This window comes from Kitasatospora purpeofusca (genome assembly GCF_034043715.1).
GTDB lineage: Bacteria > Actinomycetota > Actinomycetes > Streptomycetales > Streptomycetaceae > Kitasatospora > Kitasatospora purpeofusca_A.
Window position 1 is genome coordinate 10,560 of the sequence record NZ_JAXCLC010000021.1, and the last position, 20,467, is coordinate 31,026.

A 20,467-nucleotide genomic window follows, 5' to 3' on the forward strand; every position below is an offset into this window, starting at 1 on the left:
CTTCGCTGTGTCCCTTCGGATGCCTCCCGGGTACGTTGCCGGTCCGATCAGCGCGGCAGGAACCGGCTGGGCGTGCCGTGCCAGGAGATGCTCAGCGAGTCGCGGGCCCGCGTGGTCGCGACGAAGAGCAGCGACCGGGCCTTCCGGAGTTCGCGCTGATAGCGGGCGTGGTCGGTCTTCCGGTACTGCTCGATGAAGGCACGGGGGAGGATGCCCTCGCCGGCCGCGGCGATCGCGAGCCGCTGGTATTCGAGCCCCTTGAACCGGTGCATGGTGCCGACGTGGACCTCGCCGTCGCCGCGGGCGCCGTCCTTGGTGAGTTCGGCGCAGGTGATGCCGGCGGTGGTGGTCAGGAAGTACATGACCTCGTTGACCTTGTTGCGGTCCGTGACGCAGACGGCGATCAGGCCGCGGGCGTCGCGTGTGGTCCGTCCGGTCTCGTCGGTGGTGAGCTCGGTCCGCCAGGTCCGGATGGTCTCGGCCAGGCCGGCGAGTTCCTCTGCCCAGGTGGGGTACCCGGCCAGGACGGGGTCCGGGCCGCTGAGGACGGAGCGGAAGCCGACGAGGTTGTCCTTACCGTCGTCGAGGTCGTCGAACTCCACCTCCCGGCCGGTGACGACCGTGATCGCCTTGTTGAGGATCTCCTTGGTGGTGCGGTAGCTGAGGGTGAGTCGGCTGGAGCGGCCGCGGATGTTGATTCCGACGGCGCCGAGCGAGACCTGGTTGTCGTAGATGCGCTGATGGGTGTCGCCGGCGATGAAGAGGTCGTCGGGACCGGCGGCGACCATTGCGCGGAGCATCTTCCAGTGCGCGGGGCCCAGGTCCTGTGCCTCGTCGACGACGATGTGCCGGTAGCGGTGGCGGAGGAGCCGCATGCCCGACTCCGCGTCGCGGTGGATCAGGTCCTGGGCGCCGATCTGCTCCTTGTAGTCGGCGCGGGCGCAGATCTTCGCGGCGCGGTCGATCTCGAACCGGGCCGCACGTTCGGCGGCCTGGCTCCAGGTCTCCAGGTTCAGCTTGTCGAGGCGCGCGGTGTACTGATCCAGCAGCTTCCAGACGGCGGTCCGTTCGGAGCGGTTCAGCGGCCTGCCGCGGCCGGCCCGACGGGCCTGGAGGTAGGCGGTCCGGGTCGGTACCGCCTGGCCGAGGACGACCTGCTCCCATTCCTCCAGCAGGAACTCCGGCTCCCAGGCGCGTTCGTCGAGTTCCAGCAGGAGGTCCCGCAGCTCCCTGAGCGCGACCGGGTTCTCCACGCGGTTGCGCGAGCGGCCGGCGAGGCTGTTCTCGGCGAGGACCCGCGCGGTGAGCTGGTCGATGTGGGCGACCTCGACCCGGCTCAGTTGCTCGGGCTTCAGCAGGGAGGCGAGCCGGGCCCGCAGGTCGGTGGTGAGGTTCTTGGTGAAGGTGGTGAGCAGGATCGGTTTGTTCTCGCCGGGCGGCAACTGCTGGGCGAGGTGCGCGACCCGATGCAGGGCGACGACGGTCTTGCCGGTTCCGGGCCCGCCGGAGACCCTCGCCGGACCGCTGTAGGCACGGTTGACCAGCCGGGCCTGGGTGGGGTGGAGGAAGACCTTCCAGGCTCGGAAGTCACCCTCCTCGATCGCGGCGCGCAGCGCTTCGTCCGTGGTGACGACGGTGACGGTGGTCCGGGCCAGCGCCGCGTCGAAGTCCTCGGGGTTCGGTCGTTCCTCCAGTTCGACCGGGGCGGTGATCTCCCGCCGGACGTCGTCCAGCGGGATCCCGGCGGCCAGCCCGTAGAGTACGTCCTTGGTCAGCAGCGGGGCGCCCTGGACCAATTGGTCGAGTTCGTCGCTGGTGGTGACGACCAGGGCCAGCTCGACCAGGGCCTCGGTGACACCCAACTCGCGGAGCAGGTCGGCGCTGTAGGCGGCGAGCAGTGGCGCGGACCGCTCCGCCACCGGGTCGACGGTGGCGGGCGCGGGCGCCGGATCGGCCGGGGTCTCGTCGGGCTCGGCCTCGGGCTCGGCCGGGGTCAGTTCGATCCCGGCGCGTCGCAGGGCGCTCTCGCCGACCACCGAGAGGTCGACGAACTCGATCTCGCCGGTGATTCGGTTGACCGCGACGGACAACTGCTCGTAGACGTCGCGGCGGTGGCGGACGGCGATGGCCAGCCAGCTCTCCTCGCCGCCGGCGCCGATGCCCGTGCGGGTGAGCAGCACGCGGTACGAGGGGTCGAGGCGGGCGGAGAAGATCCGACCGTCGCCCTTGAGCGGCTTGAGCCGCAGCGACGTATGCCAGGGGTTCTTCCGGAAAAGGTGACTGAAGTCGTAGAACTTCGCCTTCACCTGGTGATCGAGCTTGTAGAGCTCCTGTTCGGCCTTCTGGTACAGGCTGAGCCGGGCTGTCATCGGGAGGAGCCTTCCAGGTCGTGCGGTACACCGGTCGAGGGCGCGTCGGGGAGGAGGGAGATCAGGGTTTCCAGGTGGTCGAGCCAGTCGGCCGCGGTGCGGGCCGTCCAGCCGTCGGACCGGTACGCGGCGATCCGGCGCTCCGTCTCGTCGTCGGCCACGCCGCCGGAACCCTCGGGTGCGGTCGGCGGGACGGGCAAAACGGCGATCTTGACGGTGTCGTCCGTCCAGACGAAGTCCGCAGGCCACCTGCTGTCGCCCAGTTCGTGACCGAATTCCGTCGGGGCCTGCTTGCCGCGGTCGGCGATCCGGGTCGCCAGGTCGAGCAGGGCGGGTTCCTCGTCCGGGTCGATCTCCGGGAGGAAGTTGCTGTCCCAGGCCCTGTCGCGGAGCAGCACGATGATTTGCTCCTCGAACGGGGACGGGGACGGCGGCATGGTCGGAGCCGCCGCAGTGCTCGACGACTGCAATTGACCCGCGCCGCCGCACACCGCGAGTGCGTCGACGCCGAAGGTCGCGGCCTGGCCGGTCGTCAACTGGACTCCGTCGCCGCCTGCTCGGGGCAGGAACTGGAGCAGGTTGGACCAGTACAGCCAGGCCCGCCAGCGCTGCTTGTGGTCGTCGGTGTCCAGGACCGCCGTATCGTCGTCCAGGCAGGCCAGCACCGTCCAGGCGGGTGCCTGCTGGTCGGCGTCGCGCACCGCGAGGACGAGCGGCAGGCCGTTGCCGTCGGTGCTGCGCAGGACGTGCACCGCTTCGACCGGTCCGTCGTCGCCGGGTTCCGGTGCCGACGCCGGCAGGCCGAGCGCCGTCCGCAGGGTGTCCCGGAGCGCTCCCCGCCGGTCGGCGGACCCGGCCAGCGCAGTGCCCGGGTGTGCGGTCAGCCCGCTGACCAGGGCGTTGGCCCGGCGGGCCCACAACCGGGGCGAGGGGTCGCGGAGGTAGCCGAGCAGCGTCGCGATCGGGTTGGCGAACACGGCACCCGCCAGCTGTGGCCGGCTGCCGCCCAGCTCCTCGTAGACGCCCTTGGCGGCCTCCTGGGCGGCCCAGTCGTAGGGCGGCCAGACCGGGGCGCTCCGGGTGGGGCGTCCCTCGAAGAGGTCGAGATCGTCCCAGGTCAGCTGGAAGACCACGGACCCGTCGGCGCGCAGCCCGGTGCGTGCGGCGGCGTCGTCGGCGAGCCGGTTGTGCTCCTGGCTCGCGTGGTAGCGGCGTCCGTCCAGGTACACCTTGATGCTCTCGGAGGGGCCGCCGACCCGGGTGAAGGTGAAGTCCGTGCGGGAGCCGGCCGTCCGCTGCTGGGCGGTGAGCCGCCAATGCAGCCGCTCCTCAATGCCGCTGATCTTCAGGTGGCCGCTGGCGCGGCCGTCCTCCTCCAGAACGGCGTCCTTGCTCTGCTCGCTCCACGTCCGCAATGCAGCGAGGAAGCGGGCCTCCAGGTCGGATTCGACCTGCTTGTCCAAGCCGATCAGGCCGGTGGAGGCGACCTCGGTGGTCCTCCACACGTCGCCGCCCTCCCGGTCGAAGAGCAGCGACTCCAGCAGGGCCAGGGCCTCCGCGCGGGAGACCTTGGACTGGTACCGCTCGGCGGTGTAGCGGTACAGGCAGCGGTGGCACGCCCGGCGGTGTTCCTCGTCCTTGCAGGCGCAGTCCAGCAGGGCCGCCCGGGCCTTGAGGAGCGTCGCCCGGAACACCTCGGGGTCGGTGAGCCGGTGCAGGTAACCCGTGCCGCCGGGAAGGGCGTCGAACAGCACCAGGAACCACCGCCGCTCGCCGGTGCCGGTGTCCGGCATCGAGGCGAGGGTGTGCTCCAGGTGCTGGGGGTCGCCCCCGAACTGCTCGTCCACGCCGAGCCGCAGTGCGGCCCGGAAGGAGTGGATCTTCTCCTCGACCAGGACGGTCGCGGCCGGCAGCAGGACGCGCAGCGCCTCCGTCCGCAGCTCGTGCGCCAGCAGAACGGGCAACTGGTCGGCGCCCGCAGCCTTCCCACGCCGCAACGGGCACCACGGCCGGTGGTGCTTGAGCTGGGGGTTGCGGGCGGCCGAGGCGCTCACCTCGTCCGTGTCGTGGTCGAAGACCGGTCGGCCGTCGGCGGTCGCGGCGCCGCAACCGGTGCAGACGTGGAACGGGTTGAGCCGCACGGTGTGCCCGGCGAACTCGTCGGCCGCCGGGATGTCGTAGCGGGCCGGTCCCACATTGATCGTGCGGATCACGGCGGTGCGGGAGAAGTCCACGCCGAAGGTCTCGGTCGCGTGCCGCCAGGACCCGCGCTCCAGCGACTCCTCCGGGATGTCGACCGCATGCACGATCTCGTAGAAGCGCGGGTCGCGTTCGTCCCGGTCGTCGCGGATCCGGGCGTCGTCGCGCTTGTCCCGCGCGGCGACCAGCCGGGGCTGGACGACCTTGAACAGGCACGAGCCGTCGTCCGCTATCGTGCCGCTGCCGCAGCGCAGGCAGGCGGACCGGTCGTTCTCGGCGTTCTCGGTCCGTACGTAGCCGCACTGGGCGCAGACCCGCCAGGTCTGCCAGCCCGGCTGCGAGGCCGTGCCGATGTCGAGGCCGGTGATCTCGTGCCGGTACCGGTTGACGTAGAAGGTGTTGCCCGGGGCCAGTTCGGCCAGGGCGAGGCGCTGCGGCCGCTCGTAGGGGCGCAGCTCGGAGTCGTAGGCGGGGCGTTCGCCGGGCTTCGTCTCCTCCGGCCAGTAGAGCGTCGCCTCCAGCACCGTGGACGCGTCGACCAGCGCGTAGTTGGGCAGCAGCCCGAGCTCGACCAGGGCGCCCTGCCCGGGCGTCTCCTCCAGCAGCTTGCCGAGCTGCCGGCCGACACCGCGGCGCTCCGCCTCCAGTTCGGCCTTCTGGCGGGCCTCCTCCGGATCCGCCTCGTGCAACTCGCCGATGGCCTCGTTGATGTGGCGGATCCGGGAGCGCAGGGTGTCCTCGCGGGCCGCCCAGGCGCGGTCGGCCTGCTCGATCGCACCGCGCAGGCCGCCGGTGGCGTACTCCCGCAGGTCGGCGGCGGCCTGGTCACTGACGCCGGTGGGGAAGAGCGACAGGAAGGCGGCCACGGCCGCCTCACCCCTGGCGAGGGCCGCCTCGACCAGATCGGCCAGGTAGCCGGTCGGCCCGAAGAGGTCCTTGGCCTTCCGGGGCAGACCGGGCAGCACCCGCCCCTCGGCGCCGGTGAGCCGGCCCCGGGCGGCGAGGTCCAGCAGATGGGCCAGGTACTGGCGGCGGAGGATCTCCACGGCCGAGAGGTGGCAGCCCGGCGGCGTGATCGGCCCGGCGATCAGGTCCTTGGGCCGGTCCAGGTAGTAGAGGTCCCTCTTGCGCCGCTCGGGGATGGTCAGCAGGAAGGCGTTGCCGGTCCGGCGGCCGGCTCGGCCGACCCGCTGTGCGTAGCTCGCCGACGTGCGCGGCAGCGAGGCGAGCACCACGGTGGACAGGTCGCCGATGTCGATACCGAGCTCCAGCGTGGGGGTGCAGGACAGCACATTGGGGTCGTTGAAGGCCCGCCCCTCACTCCGCTTCCGGCGGAACGCCGCCTCGACGGTCTCGCGCTGCTCGCGCTTCAGCATGCCGGTGTGCTCGGCCGTCACCACCTGGTACGGACCCGCGCTGTGGTAGAGGCGGCGGTAGTAGTCGTCCCGGAACTGCCTGTCCCGGGCGTGCACGTCCGCCTCCCGCGCGTGCGTGCCGGCCACCAGCCGCCCGGCGGAGCAGCGGTAGGACGGGCACGGGGCGTCGTGCCACTGCGCCAGCAGGGACGGGTGCACCGTCTGTTCCCAGAAGCAGACCCGGCAGCGCACGTACGCCGTCTCCACGTCCTCGTCGGACAGCAGCAGGGCGTCGATCGCCCCGGGTTGGAGACCGTGGATCCGGGTGGAGCCGTCCTTCGCGGTGCGCACGGAGAGCAGGCCGGTGTCGTGCAGTGCGGGCAGCAGTGCTCCCCAGAAGGCGGGAGACTGCTCGCGCGGCACGCCGAGGGTGCGCCCGGCCCAGCGCTCGTGCCAGGCCAGCCGGCCGGACACCACGTCGAACTCGCTGCGCTCCTTCGGGCCGGACAGCAGGAACACCGGCGCCGCGACGCCCTTGGGGAAGGCCGGCATGCCCTGCGGGCGACGCCCCCAGACGAAGTAGCGGCTGGTGCCGGTCTCGGACAGGTACTGCTCCAGCCAGCGGTGCTTGATCGCGCCGCGCCAGCGCAGCCGCTCCAGGAAGACACGCAGGAACGCCAGGTAGCGGGCGTCGTCGACCGGCTCCAGCGTGTCGGCGGGCACGCTCGACGCGTGGGCCTCGCGGACCAGAGCGACCACGGCCGCCGGGTCGGTAAGGCGCACGTGCGCGGCCGCCGTGCGGGTGAGCTCCAGGGTGCGGCCCTGCCGGGCCCGCAGGCCGAACTCCATCAGGGTCTGGAACGCCAGCCGCTCGCCGATCAGCTGCCAGGTCGCCCGGTCGCCCTTGGACTTTCCGGACAGCAGCCGGGCGACACCGCGCAGGTCGTGCAGGTCCGGTGGCACGACGGCGACCAGCGTGTCGGCGTCGGTGGTGCCTGCGATCACCTCGGCGATCAGGTCGTTGAGCGAGGTCGGCCGCTCCTGCGACAGGTGCGCCACCAGCAGGGCCCGCAGCGAGAAGGTGTACGAGCGGTTGGCGACGAAGCCGGCCCGGTGCGCCGCGTCCTGCACCGAGTCGTTGAACATCAGGGTCTTGCGCTCGTCCGCTTTCTCGTCGAGCTCACCACCGGTGAACAGGCGCGTGATGGAGGCCGCCGCGAGCGCCGCCTGGCCGGTGCCGAGGTAGCGGACGGCATTGCGCTCGCCGCAGGCCGGGCACCAGTCCTCCTTGGCCGCCGTGTTCGCGGTGGCGCCCCGGTTGACCAGGACGAAGGCCGAGTCGGGCGTGCCGACCCTCGGTTCGCCCGTCGTCGGATCGAAGTCGCCGGCCGGGTCCGGCAGGCGCAGCCGGCGCCGGGTGCCGTCCAGCACCATCAGGTCGCCGCCCGCACCGTGCAGCTGGCCGCCCCGGGAGTCCCTCGCGGACGCCGGCACCGGCGCCGTGGCCGAGGCCCGCCGGGCCTCCTCGTCGGTGGCGGCGATCAGGTTCCGGACCCGGATGCGGTCCTGGCTGGTGGAGGCCCGGCGGATCTTCGACGGGGTGACCTCCACCTCCAGGTCGTCGCTCTCCGGCGTGAACACCGCCCAGCCCGAGCGTCCGCAGTCACGGCAGTAGACGGCCGGGAGGAAGAGGCTGGCCGCCGCCCCGCCTGTCGCGGTCGTCACCGGGGCGCTGCGCACCGCCTCCGGCCCACCTTCCTGCCGGGCGTCACCGGTGTCCCACTGGAACTCGGCCCGGGGCCACGGCAGTACGCCGCGCAGCACCCGGGACACCGACCGCGCCCACTGGTGCACCTCGATCTGGACCAGCGGCCGCGGCGTCCCGGTGCGCGACTCCGGCGCGCGGGCGGTGGACAGCAGGGCGACGAACCGGGCGAGCGCCTCCGCGGCCTGCTCGGGCCGTTGGGTGATCGCCTGGCCCCACGAGTAGGCCCCCGCTCGCCACAGCACGGCCAGGACCTCGTCCACGGACTTCAGCTCGCCGTCCAGTGCCAGCATCACGGCCTGGGTGATGATGTGCTTCTTCAGCTTCGCGCCGAGTTCGAACGGGTCGAGGCCGCGCTCCCCGGTGAACGCCTCCGCGAGGGCGTCCGCCGCTTCTTCGCTCTGCGTCGGGTCGGCCATCGCCGCGAGCTTCTCCGGGGTCGGCACCGGTAGCGGATCGAAGGAGTCGGACGGGATGAACTCCTCGGGCGTGAGCCGCTGCTCGCCGACGACCGCGTCCGCCGTGAACGGTGTGCCGAAGACCTCGCCCGCCACGTGCAGCATGGCCTCCGCGCTGTCCGGTCCTGCATCGGAGGAGAGGGTCGCCGAGGTGGCCACGGGGCAGATCGGGCCGAGCGGGCGGTCCGGCTCGGACACCCCGAGCGCGGACGCCAGCCGGCGCAGCAGCATCGCCACGTCGGTGCCCTGCGCACCGTCGAAGGTGTGGAACTCGTCGACCACGACGTAGCGCAGGTCCGCGCCCTTCCAGAGCGGGGCGTCGTCGCTGCGCTGGAGCAGCAGGTCGAGCATCTTGTAATTGGTGATCAGGATGTCGGGCGGGGAGCCCTGCATGGCCGCCCGGTTGGTTTCGACGCGCTCGTACCGGGTCTTGGAGACATCGCCGATGTACAGGCCCGCGGTGACGCCGGCGAGGTCGTCGTCGTTGTCGCGGAGGTAGTCGTTGATGCGCAGCGCCTGGTCGGTGGCCAGGGCGTTCATCGGGTAGAGCAGGACGGCCTTCACCCCGCGGCGGCCGGCGGCCTTCTCCCGGCGGCAGTGGCCGAGGACGGGGATCAGGAAGGACTCCGTCTTCCCGGAGCCGGTGCCGGTGGTCACCATCGTCGGCTGCGGTACGTGACCGTTCGCCGAGCTGAGCCGGGCGAAGGCCCGGGCCTGGTGCGCGTACGGCGTCCAGCCGTCGCCCGGAGCCCAGTCGAGCGACGCGCGCCAGCCCGGATCGGCCTGGAGGAAGGGGGTGCGGATCCGCAGGAACGGGCCCCGGAACATGCCGGTGGTCTCGTCGCCGAGGAAGCTGTGCAGCGCGAGCCGCGCACCCTCGTCCGTCAGCGCGTACGTGGTCGAGAGGTACTGCAGCAGGCTCTCCTTGAGCGCCCGCGCCTCCAGCGTCGGCCTCACGGTGTGACGGTCCCCCTCGTGTTCTTCCCCGCCGGGTGTTCGGGTGGTGATCGCGGAGTGAGTTTACGGTCGGACACGGACAGTCGTCACGGCCGGGGCCCGGGGGCGCCGAAAGGGCCACCTGCCGGGCCCCGAGCCTACTGCGGAGGCGGGTGGGTCAGGGGTCGTAGCGGAATCGGAGCCGGTGGTACTTGCCGGTCGGGATGGCCCGGTCGCTGGGGCGACTGCTCTTCACTGTGGGTGGCGGGTGCCTACCGGTGGGCGTGGTCGTAGGTGGTGGCGGTCGGGGTCAAGCCGTGTCCAGCCAGCGCGATGGACGTCGTGCTGCTCGACAACCCATGGGGTTCGATGTGGCTGGAACGGCCGCCGGAGATCGCGACCTGCTCGGACCTCTGGGACGACGTACGGACGAAGGCACTGTCTCCGGTGGAATCGCTGGAGCCGATCAACTCGATCAAGGAGCTCGGTACATGACCTCGACGCCTGGCGCCGCCCGCTGCGGTGTGGCGTAAGAGCACCTACAGCGGGCCCGACAACGAGTGCGTAGAGGGGGCAGACGGCCTGTCCGGTGTCATACCGGTCCGCGACTCCAAGGACCCCGAAGGGCCTGTGCTCCAGTTCGCCGGTGACGCGCGGGCGGAGTTCGTCACTGCCCTCAGGGCAGGGGAGTTCCCGCTCGCCTGAGTGCCGTTGGCACGAAATCGCCCGTGCGGGCCGTGGACGATCACGGCCCGCACAGCTGTCCTACCAAGCGCTCAGGTCGTCGAGGAAATCGCGGTACGAGTGGTTGCTGCCGGTGGGCTTCGCCGGTGCGTGGCCGAGTCGGACGGCGGCCTGGACGACCGTCTGGCTGTCGCTCTCCCGGTAGCGCGGCGCACCGAGCCGACGCTGCAACTCCTCCTTCGGATCGCGTATCTGCGCCGTGTCCCGGTTCCGGAGCTGCTGCGGCACCTTCCAGGCCGCGTGGACCTCGGGAAAAGCGTCGGGAAACAGCAGCAGCCAGCCCTCGGTCTCCCACGTCGCCAGCGCAAGGGCGAGCGGGGCGGGGCAGCGAGCGGCGAACTCGTCCCGGAGCTTGGCGCGGACGGCGTCGTAGCGGTCGCGCGACACTTCGTCGAGGTCGAGGTGCATCGCGAGACCGTGCAGGTCGGCCTTCTCCTTGGCCGCCACCGCCTTGGCCTTCTGGACCAGTCTGGTGACCCGGGAGGAGAGGTTTGTGCCCGTGGCGTCCTTCAGGGCAACGGGGTCGTTGATGGAGGCGACCTTGCCGGTGAAGGTGCTCAGCTGGGCCCTGACGAGGTGGGTGAGCGCCTCCCGGTCGTTCGAGCTCTCGCCCGCCACGACGATGATCCTCGCCGCGCTGCCGCCGCCCTTCGCCCCTCTGGACGGCTTGCTCACAGGCCGCCGCCCAGGGCGCCGGTGAACCACAGCTCGCCGAGGGGAAGTCCCTCGCTCGCCGCCCTGATCTCGCGTACCTCGTCGGTGCTCAGCGACGGGATGAGCGAGGCGCCGTTCCGGTCGCGCTCGCAGACCACGAACTCCTCCGGTTCGAGCCGGTCCACCAGGGCGGGGGAGTGCGTCGTCACGATGAACTGGCTGCGCTCGCTCGCCTCCCGCAGTCGCTCCACCAGAAGTTCGAGCGCCTGCGGGTGCAGGCCGTGGTCCAGCTCCTCCACGCAGGTCAGCGCCGGCGGCGCCGGGTCGTAGAGCATGGCGAGCAGGCTGAGCAGGCGCACAGTGCCGAAGGACGCATCGGCGAGTGGCGTCGGGCGGCGCAGACCTCGTTCGGAAAGCTGAACCTCGACGAACTCCCCGGCGCCACCGATGGTGGCGAAGTTGATGTCCTCCAGGTTCGGGAGCGCGATCCGAGCATCCTCGACCAGCCTGTCCCAAGCTGTCTCGTCCTGCGCGAGATTGCTCAGGAAGATCGCGAGGTTGCCGGCGTTGTGTCCCAGCTGCACCGGACGACTGTGCGGCACACCCGTGATGAGCATCTGTCGCGTGCGACCGGCGTTGCTCCGGAGCGGTCGGGTCGGGATCGGGCCGGCAGGAACCCGCTGTGGACTGCGAGCAGCGGACACGTTCACGTCGAACACCCGGAAGGACGACAACACCTCTGCGACGGTCGCCACTTCCTGCCCGCCCTCGGTCGGAGCAAGGCGCGGAAGAGTGGACAGACCGCTGCTGAGCTTTCGGATTCCGAGGCTTCGCTCTCCCGAATCCTCGACATTGTCGGACGACTCATGCCCGATCGTGTCGGTCACCACCGCTTCCTCACCTGAAACGGTGATTCGTCGGCCTCTGCCCTTGTTGCGCTTGAACGTGAACGACTCGCTGCGGGAGATGCTGTAGCCCTCGACAGCGCGCTTGTTGCCGCGCCGGTTGATGGTCAGCTGGTACTCGTCGGGAGCCGCCGCCGATGCATGGGACGTCCACCGGGCCTGCAACCCGATGCGCATCATCGTCGGTGGCCGGTCCCCGCCCCAGAACGCCACCTCGTCGAACCCGCCCCGTGAGGAGAGGGCCGGGTCGAGGTCGGAGTTGATGATGTCCGAGAGGAAGCGGAACACCTGGAGGACGTTCGACTTGCCCACACCGTTCGGCCCGACCAGGACGGTCAGGCCGCCGAGGGGCAGGGAGATCCGTTGAAGGCTGCGGAAGTTCTCCACGTCGAGTCGAAGAAGCCGGCGGTCTGTCATGGCCCGACCCTACTGTCGTCGTCAGCAGCCGAGGCCGAGGCACCTGGAACCTCCTGGCGCACCGGATCCCACTTGCCGCGCGCGACCTCCGCGTCCAGGCGGGCCTGGAACACGGCGTGCGCTTCGCGCATCTCGCGCTCCCGGTCGGCCTTGTAGAAGGGCGCGGTGTAGCCGGTGGGGACTGGAGCGGTGTCTGGGTCGGCCAGGTGAGCGGTGAGCTGGGCGAAGCTTTCCTTGGACTGGCGCTGCCCTGCGGTGCGTGCATTGCCGGCGAGCTTCCACCCCTCGGCGTCGAACCAGGTGACGGCCTCGTACTTCTGGAGGACGGGGAACCGGCCTCGGTATGCGGCAACTAGCGCGTCCGCGTCCATACCGAGCCAGACCGCGACAAGTGCGTCGATCTCCACCAATGCTGACCGGCGAGCTCGTTCGGGGCGCAAGGGGGTGTCCGAGCGCCATTCAGGGGTGACCTCGTGCAGCGGTTGGAGGCCGGGCCAGTCGCAAGCCCACGGTTCGTAGGCAGGCCAGGTGTGGTCGTACAGCTCGGACCAGAGGTCGGCATAGGCACGGGTGAGGCAGTTCAGGCGCAGCGTGCGGAGGAGGAGGGCGGATGCCAGGGGGTGATTGGGCGCGGGAGCGGGGAGGCTGCGTGCGGCGCTGACATCCAGGTGACCAGTTCCCGTGATGCGGAGAAGGTAGTCGAGGGGAAGAGCGGACCAGAAGCCCGCTAGGAGGATAGTTTCCTGGAGGGTAGGGAGAGAGGCACTGCGTACGGCATGAATATGAGCTGTGCCAGGTGGGATCAGAGCTGGGTAGAGGCTTCGTTCGGTGTTGGGCGCGATCATCTCGCGCCACGCGAGCCGATGAAAGACCACGTACCGGCGGCGGGATCGGGCAACGAGGACAGCGTCGACCGCCTCCGACGTGACCTTGTCCTTGGCGATCCCCATCCGGCGAGATACAGAGGTGCGCGCCGAAGCAACGGAGTTGGAGTCAGCGCGTAGACGGTCAAGGGCTCGATAGTCAATCCAGCGGTCCTGTGCTGCCAGATACTGTGGGATATTCCCTCGTACTCGCACATAGGCGGTGTCGGGAACGAAGTCGTCTGCAAGGTTAACGAGGTCGGCCCCGAAGGGGTCATTGCTGTTGGCGTCGTGGCGCTTGAAAACGGGGGTGGCGACGCTCAGTTGAGTACCCTTGAGGATTACCTGGCGCCAGCGATTCGGCTGCTGGGCCCCCCCTTCCGGACCTTCGGGACGGTTGTAATCGATCAGTCCTGCGGACTTTGCGCCCGTCTCGTGGTAGCCGGGTGAGATCTGTGGCTGGAGAGAGCCTAGACGTAGTGGGTAATTCGCCAGGGCCTCGATCGCTGCGGCCTCTGCTGTGCTGACTGGGAATAGCAACGGTGCTTGTTCTACAGGCAGACCCTCCTCGCTCAGTAGTCGCTGCCAGACAGCGAGCTGATCGCGATCAACGCGAACCACTCGGGAGAGATGTGGCCGCTCGTCGAAATCCCCATTGTGGTAGCGGACTCCGGGTGCGTCGCCGGACCCGTCATGCGTCGCTGAGTGGAGCAGGGCATCGGTCGACACGAGCCAGGAGAGGTGGTCGAAGCCGATCGCCTGGGGGGAGCCATAGACGTGTACGCCGAAGTGTGTGGTGTGCCCGACGGGCTCAGGGAAGAATCGTTGGCCCGCATTAACGAAGTCCCCGTGTACCCGCAGTCGCTGGTAGGCCAGTTCCCGCAGCCCTCTCTCCTTATCGCCGGAGAAATGGGTGTCAGGGTGTACCAATCCTGCCGTTCCTGTAGGCGTGCCGTGCGCCCATACCTGGCTCATGAATGCCCGGTACAAGTCCGGCTGTGTGCCCGTCAGCAGCGGATAAACCTGCTCCGACGCGAACATATCGACCTGCGCGCTTGTGGACGTCAATTCGTCCAGCACGTAACGCTGAACCGTCACTGATTGCAGCAACTCGCCCTTGCGGCGTTGCTTCTCCGTCGTGGACGCCTTCTCCGTGAGCATGAACCACGGCTCGTGCTCCGCCAGCACCGCTGGCTCGTCCCAACGAGGCCGCACCCACGGCGGGTTGCCCACCTGGAGGTCGAAGCCCCCGTGCCGGGCGAAGACCGCGCCGAAGTCCAACTCCCAGTGCAGGAACCCATGGCGCTCGGCGATCTCCTGGGCGACAGCCAGCCAAGGGAACCGCTCGTCGAGCTTGGACACCGAGTCCATGCCCATGAAGCCCGGCAGCCCCTGCTCGTATCCCTCGATGGTGTCGAGTGACCCGAGGTCGGCGACCAGAGTGCCCTCGGGCTGGTCGTACGTGCCCAGCAGCGCCTCGGCGAAGTCCAGCCAGTCCGCGAAGTCCGCCAGCGCGATGACCGGCCGCCGCACGGGAGTCGGCATGCGTCGCCGCGTCCCGGTGGGCGCGGCCTTGCGCGCTGCCACCACGGGCGCGGCCTCGCTGAGCGCGGCGAGTAGCGACTCCTGCTCGCCGCCAACACTGAACAGGGATGCCTGCTCCGCGAGCAGCAGCCCCGGCTCGGGCTTCGGGTCTGCCAGCGGCTCGATGCTGCCCACCTGCGGCAGCCCTGCCAGCGCCGCCCTCGCGAGCTCGTCGTCCCGCGCCTCGTACACCGCCGCACTGCCGTCCAGCAGGCCAGCCTGCTCAACAGGCCAGAACCACAGGGCGCACCAAGCGTCCATCATGGTCTTGAGTCGCCAGTAGGGAGATCCGGGATTCTCGAAGAGGTCCCGGTAGACCTTCTCCTTCGCTACTGCCCCCTTGGGTCGACGCAGGAAGTCATACTCCTCCGGGTCCTCCCCGTCCATGGCCTCCGCGCCCCATACGTCTATCCGGCGGGAGATCTCCTTCTCGGACTCCTCCATCCGCCGGACGACCACCTCCCACAGGAACTCGGCGCGCCGGGCCACCGCCTGGAGCCGGGCCAGCTGTGAGTGCTTCTGCCCCCGCGCTGCCTTCACCGTCGGCGGCTTGAGGATCCCCTTCTTCCACGCCCCGAGCTGCCTCTCCAGCTCCGGCGCCAGCGCCCGCGCCTCCTTCTCGCCCGCGACTGCCGCCCACCCGGGTGCCGGCAGCAGGAACTGGTGCACCGCCCCCTCCGGCAGCTCCTGTCGCGTCTTGCCGTCCTCCCCCAGGAACGGCAGCGGCGTCGGGGCGAGCGCGCCCTTGGCCTTCAACCAGAGCTTCTCCTTCGCCCCGACGTCCTCCCCGGTGAACACCGCCCGCCGCCCGCCGATCAGGGAGTTGCCGCGTCGCAGGTGCAGGCCGAACCAGGGGGCCTGCATGCCGGGGTGCATGGTGTTGAGCCAGAGCGAGACCTCGGCGAGCTCGACGCCGGTGGCATTCAGGTCCACCCCGTACGCGTTGTGCAGGGCGATGTAGGCCTTGGCCCGCTGCTCCTCCTCCAGCGCCCGGCTGGTGGGGATCGTGATGCCCAACTCGTCCTGGCGGCGGCGCAGGTACTCCTTCGCCACCTGGTTGATCGCCTCGTTCAGGAAGGCGCCGGAACCGAGAGCCGGTTCGCAGATCCGGTACTTGAGCAGTTCGGACGCCCTGGTCCGGATCGTCTCCCCGTTCTCGTCCTTCTCCTGGTCGAGCCGGTGCTTGAGCGTCAGCTCGACCGTCACCTTCGTCAGTGACTCGGGCGTGTAGTAGGAGGCGGAGGTCTGCCGCTCCCTCCCGGCCAACCGGTAGACGAACGAGCCCGCCGGGTACGACTTCCGTCCGCGCAGGCCCTTCCGGGCGTCGCGCTCGTCGTACTCGACGAAGACGTCGTCCGAGTACTCGCCCTGGCGGTCGGCCGGGATCATCCAGGAGCCGTCCTTGGGGTCGCCCCCCTTGGCGACCTCGCGCAGCTCCTTGTCGGCGATGAAGCCGGTGTACGACATCAGGCCTTCGTAGACCGCGCCGAGCTGGTTGATGCCCAGGTTGCGGTACGAGATGAAGCCGCCGCGCTCGCCGCGCTTGGCGTTCTTCATGGTCAGCAGCCGCAGCACCTCGTGCAATGCCGCGTTGCGCAGCCGCAGGTCCAGCCAGGCCGGGCAGTCGTCGTCGGCACGCGGGTCCTGGGTGCCGCGGCCGACCAGGGTGACCGACCCGGGCTCGAACAGGGTGCTGTGCAGGGGCTCGAAGCGCAGGCCGCGGTCCTCGCTGCGGCGGGCGGCCTTGGCCTTCCTGGTGTCCTCGTCGTCGTCGGGGAGGTCGTCGTCGGGCTCGCTGCCGTAGCGGCGGTGGCCGTGGTTGACCTTGTTGAACAGCACGTCCAGGGACGCGTACAGGTGGTACCCGTTCCGGGCGGCCGGCTCGACCAACTCCTCGTCCCGGGCGACGAGTTCGCGCAGGCGGGCCATCGAGTAGCCGGCCTCGTAGCTGCCGTCGTCGGCGGGCAGGATGCCGAGCTCCGGCCGGGCCTCGGCGTAGAGCAGGAAGAGGATCCGGTACAGGTAGCGCAGGGTCTCGCGGGTGAGGCGCTTGGCGAACGGCGTGCGGCCGTCCTCCAGATCCGCCGGGGTCAGCCCGGCGGCGGTGATCCGGTCGAGCACCTCCTGGGCGATGATCTCCACCGAGTGCTGGAGCCCGCTGCGCAGTTCGCCGCTGACGCCGACCGCGCTGGTGGAGGAGGCTTTGAGCAGGGTGTCGAGCAGCGGCTCGGCACCGTTGTCGCCGGGGCGAAGCATCTCCTGCCCGAACAGGGCCGCCAGCATGGCGAGTTCGCCACCCTGCTTGCGGTCGTTGCGCTCCAGCGCCGCATCCAGGTTGACGGCCAGGTACCGGCCCTCGCCCCAGCTGTTGCGGTCGGCCAGGACCAGCACGCCGCCGATCAGCAGCAGCACGAACCGCGGCGGGCTGCCCTCGGGCCCGCCGATCTTGCCGGCGAAGAGCCAGGAGGCAAGCGCGGCACCGTCCGTGCAGCTCTCGGCGGCGCTCACCCGCAGGGGGGCCAGCAGTCGGCCGGGGCCGCCCGCGTCGAGCGCGGCGTCGTTCTCCGCCGCCCACCCGCAGTCCAGGGCGACGACGCCGTGCCCGTGGTAGGCCACCTGGACGGCGTGGTCCTTGCCCGCCCGGTGGACGGTCAGCTCGGTGGGGCCGCTGTCGTCGTACCCGAGGGCGCGCAGTACCTCCTGGTGCCACTCGGAGACCCGTTTCGTCCACTCGATGTTGCCGTAGGTGCGGCGTGCGTACGCGTCCTCGGCGTCGGCGCGCTCGGCCTCGGCGAAGTACGGGCGAAGCTCGTCGCTGAAGTAGCTCGCGCGCAGGGTCCGGACCCGCTCGCGGGCGGTGGTCCGCCGGTCGTGCTCGTCGCCCTCGCGCAGCGTCCAGGCGTCGAACAGGTGCTTCTTGAGGTCGGCCGGGAGCTGCTCGGCGAAGTAGTGCGCGGCGAAGTACTCGCCGCGGTTGCCGAAGGAGTCGTGGACGGTACTCATCAGTGCGAGGTCTCCAGGTGCGAGGGCCCGGCCGGTGCGGTGCCGTTGTCCGTGGGCTCCAGGACGGCGAGCAGGCGCAGCATCGGCGCGCCGGCCGTCTCCAGCGACTTGACCAGGTCGAAGCGGCGGCTCGCGGTCAGTGCGGCCTGCTGCTTGCCGGCGGTGCCACCGGTGAACAGCGCTTCCTGTTTCCAGTGGGTCAGGCGCTTGCGGTAGGGGGCGAGGGTGGCGTCGACCTGCTGCCGGTAGGCGTCCTCACGGGATTCCAGGTACCCGGTCGCGGCGTCGATCGCGGCCGGTACCAGCTGCTGGAGACCGGGCAGGTCGCGCGGCGCGGCCCGGCCCGGCATGGTCGGCGCGACCCCGGCCCGGGTGAGGAAGGCGTTGTCCAGCGGCTCCACGACCGGGGCGTCGGGAAGCCCGGAGACGGCCATCCACTCGACGACGGTCGGGCGGCCCAGCGCGTTGGAGTAGATGCCCTGGACGAGGAAGACCGGCGCGGGGACGGCGGCGGCGAGCACCGGCGCCTCATGGCGGCCGATCTCGACCAGCACCTTGTCGGTGAGCCAGTCCATCACCGGGTGGATGTCCGTGAGGTACGAGACGTTCGGCCACAGCGACTCGGAGGAGTCGCGGGCGACCTCCAGGCGGCGTCCGGCCAGGTCCTTCGAGAAGGTCACCCGCAGTCGGCCGGGCTCGTCGCGGCGGGGGAGGATCCGCTGCTCGTCCAGGTAGGACTTCGGCAGCGCCCGGAACCGGTAGGAGAGGTCGCGCGGCGGCTCGAACGCGATGGTGCCGTCCGGGTCCCGGCGCAGCGACAGCTCGTCCTCCGGGTTGGTCCGGCACACCTGGCGCAGCGCCGCCTCGAAGTAGGAGGCGGTGTCGGGGAAGAGCCGCAGGGTCTGCGCGCGCGGCACCTCGTGGCGGGCCGGTGCCGCACCGACCTGGGCCAGCAGTCCGGCGAGCATGCCGCCGCCGGCCTGGCGGGAGGCCTTGATCGACTGCTCGACCGTGCGCCCGGCGATGAGGTCCTTGGTGAGGCGGTTCTCCTCCTCCTGGGCCCGGTAGAGGCCGGTGGCGGCCTCGGCCGAACCGTCGATCTTGTGGGCCTCCTCCTCGCGCCGCAGCAGCTTCTCGCCGACCAGCCGGTCGTCCAGGGTCCGGGGCTCGCCGGTGGCCGGGTCGGTGCGCCAGGGCAGGTCGCTGGTCAGCACCAGCGCGCGGAACTGCGGGGGGCGCTTCTGCCCGTAGCGGTCGATGCGGCCGTTGCGCTGCTCGATCCGGATCAGCGACCAGGGCAGGTCGTAGTGGATCAGCAGATGGCACTGCTGGTGCAGGTTGACGCCCTCGGACGCGACATCGCCGGTGAAGAGCAGCCGAACGGGGTCGTCCCGCAGGCCGAAGGCCTCGATGATCTTCATCTGCTCCTGGTCGCTGGTCGCCTCGCCGTGCATCACCTGCACCGCGTGCGTGCCGCTGCGGCCGTGGCCGTAGGCGAGCCAGGGCTTCCGGTCGTCCGGGCTCGGGCCCTTGGTGAAGCCCAGCGCCGCCGGCACCGCCTCGGCCAGCCACTTCAGGGTCGGAATGCGCTCGGAGAAGACGACCACCCGGACGTCGGAGCCGGGGCCGACACCCAGTTCGCGCAGTTCGGCGACCAGTGCCCGTAGCTTCGCCGAATCGTCGTCGCTCACCTGGCGGGCCAGCCGCTCCAACTCGGTCAGCGCGGCGAGCTCGCTCGCGGTCTCCTCGGCGGTGCGCTTGCGGCGACCTCCCTTCGGAGCCTCCTGTCCGGGCTCCGCCGCAGCGCCGCCGGCCGCACCCAGGGTCTTCATGCGGGTGCCGATGGTCTGAAGAAGGGCACGGTGCGAGGAGAGGAACGACTTGAGCAGGTTGTAGGCGTCGAGCTGGCTGAAGGCCGCCGAATCGTCGGCGCCCTCGCGGGGGATCCAGCGCGTGGCCAGCTCCTCGAAGACGGCCAGCTCCGCTTCGCTCGCGGCGGCGTGCACCGGTACCGACGGCCCCCGGTCCGCCCAGGCGCCCTTGAGCGAGTCGCGGACCTCGGGCGTGGCCTTGGTCCGGCGGATGTAGAGGTGCTCCAGATCGGCGACCTCGTAGCGGTCGGGGTCGACGATCGCCGCCGGGTCCAGCAGCTTGATCAGCTCGGCGAAGGAGCGGGCGTCGCCGTTGTGCGGGGTCGCCGAGGCCAGGAGCAGGGCGTCGGTCTGCCGAGCGAGCAGCTGAGCCAGGGCGTTGGTGTCCGTCCCCCGGTTGACCAGGCGGTGGGATTCGTCGATCACCACCGCGTCCCACTCGGTCCTGTCCAGGTGGTGGGCGTACTGTCCGTCGCGCTTCAGGGTGTCGACGGAGACGATCACGCGCTTGAAGTAGGCGAAGGGATTACGGCCCGAGGGGATCTCCTGCTGGATCCGCTGGATGCCGGTCGAGTCCAGCCGCACAAGCGGGATCGCGAAACGCGTCCACAGCTCCCGCTGGAACTGCTCCAGCACGTGCTGCGGCGTGACCACCAGGATCCGCTCGCCCCGGCCCCGGCGGATCAGCTCCGCCAGGACCAGGCCGATCTCCAGCGTCTTGCCGAGGCCGACCACGTCCGCGATCAGCAGGCGCGGCTGCGGGTTGGCCATCGACAGGGCCAGCTCGGCGGGGCGCAGCTGGTGGGTCTGCGCGTCCATGAGGAAGTTGTCCGCCAGGCCGAGGCCGTGCTCGGTCTGCGGCAGGAAGGACTTGCGGACCACCGCCTCCAGGTACAGCCGGGCGCGGCGGTGGTTGGGGGAGTCGTCCGCCACCAGGGTCGTCTCGCGGGGGTCGAGGACCTGGATGTCGTCCAGGCGGCTGTAGAAGACGGCCTCGGTGCCCCGGACGAACGACGAGACACCGGTGACCTCCACCATCCAGCGGTCGTGGGCGGTCAAGGTCACCTTGCGGACCAGCCACTGTTCGTCGCGGACGAGGACCTGCGAGCCGGGAGCGAACCCCGGCCCGGCGGCACGGTCACCAGAGGTGGGTGCAGGCTTCGGTTCCGGCTCCCAGGCCGTCCACCCGGGCCCCGCCGATTCGGTTGCCGTCATACCGCCGGACTCCGCGTCGACCGCCACGCCGCACTCCCACTCACTTGCACTCGCCATTTCCCGGGCACCACTGCGCCGCTCACACGCGGGCGCGGCCGGTGCCACCGTGCCATCCAACCAGGCCCGGCC

Annotated in this window: 8 protein-coding genes; 2 read left to right on the forward strand and 6 right to left on the reverse strand. The window is 70.6% G+C overall.

Going from position 1 to position 20,467, the window contains the following annotated elements:
- Positions 1-47: 47 nt before the first annotated feature.
- Both SM793_RS13330 and SM793_RS13335 read right to left on the reverse strand, forming a co-directional pair.
- On the reverse strand, positions 48-2,369 hold the full coding sequence (locus SM793_RS13330) for a UvrD-helicase domain-containing protein (RefSeq protein ID WP_320438362.1): 2,322 nt from the start codon (positions 2,367-2,369) through the stop codon (positions 48-50).
- A complete protein-coding gene (locus tag SM793_RS13335; protein ID WP_320438363.1) occupies positions 2,366-9,103 on the reverse strand; it encodes a DEAD/DEAH box helicase in 6,738 nt (2,245 codons plus the stop codon). The genes SM793_RS13330 and SM793_RS13335 overlap by 4 nt, the downstream gene beginning before the upstream one ends.
- A 312-nt stretch (positions 9,104-9,415) precedes the next feature.
- Here SM793_RS13335 and SM793_RS13340 point away from each other — a divergent pair, with 312 nt between their 5' ends.
- The gene (locus tag SM793_RS13340; RefSeq protein WP_320438364.1) at positions 9,416-9,577 is read left to right on the forward strand and encodes a Scr1 family TA system antitoxin-like transcriptional regulator; all 162 of its coding nucleotides are present in this window, start codon (positions 9,416-9,418) and stop codon (positions 9,575-9,577) included.
- A gap of 27 nt (positions 9,578-9,604) precedes the next feature.
- Positions 9,605-9,787 (forward strand): DUF397 domain-containing protein, encoded by a 183-nt coding sequence (locus tag SM793_RS13345; RefSeq protein WP_320438365.1) that lies wholly within the window; start codon positions 9,605-9,607, stop codon positions 9,785-9,787.
- Between the two features lie 60 nt (positions 9,788-9,847).
- Here SM793_RS13345 and SM793_RS13350 read toward each other — a convergent pair whose 3' ends face one another.
- The 4 genes from SM793_RS13350 to SM793_RS13365 are packed head-to-tail and all read right to left on the reverse strand — an operon-like array spanning position 9,848 to position 20,188.
- On the reverse strand, positions 9,848-10,444 hold the full coding sequence (locus SM793_RS13350; RefSeq protein ID WP_320438366.1) for a hypothetical protein: 597 nt from the start codon (positions 10,442-10,444) through the stop codon (positions 9,848-9,850).
- Between the two features lie 53 nt (positions 10,445-10,497).
- Complete coding sequence (locus tag SM793_RS13355) at positions 10,498-11,802, reverse strand: AAA family ATPase (protein WP_320438367.1); 1,305 nt, start codon at positions 11,800-11,802, stop codon at positions 10,498-10,500.
- Positions 11,799-17,252, reverse strand: a complete 5,454-nt coding sequence (locus SM793_RS13360) for a hypothetical protein (protein ID WP_320438368.1) — start codon at positions 17,250-17,252, stop codon at positions 11,799-11,801. The genes SM793_RS13355 and SM793_RS13360 overlap by 4 nt, the downstream gene beginning before the upstream one ends.
- Entirely contained in the window at positions 17,252-20,188 is a 2,937-nt protein-coding gene (locus SM793_RS13365; RefSeq protein WP_320438430.1) for a DEAD/DEAH box helicase, read from the reverse strand. Before SM793_RS13365 ends, SM793_RS13360 begins: the two co-directional genes overlap by 1 nt.
- Positions 20,189-20,467: the final 279 nt, after the last annotated feature.

What these genes read in the sequence shown, in the direction of transcription:
- SM793_RS13330 (WP_320438362.1), bottom strand. Translation starts at nt 2,369, where the DNA reads ATGACAGCCCGGCTCAGCCTGTACCAGAAGGCCGAACAGGAGCTCTAC.
- SM793_RS13340 (WP_320438364.1), top strand. Translation starts at nt 9,416, where the DNA reads ATGGACGTCGTGCTGCTCGACAACCCATGGGGTTCGATGTGGCTGGAA.
- SM793_RS13355 (WP_320438367.1), bottom strand. Translation starts at nt 11,802, where the DNA reads ATGACAGACCGCCGGCTTCTTCGACTCGACGTGGAGAACTTCCGCAGC.
- SM793_RS13360 (WP_320438368.1), bottom strand. Translation starts at nt 17,252, where the DNA reads ATGAGTACCGTCCACGACTCCTTCGGCAACCGCGGCGAGTACTTCGCC.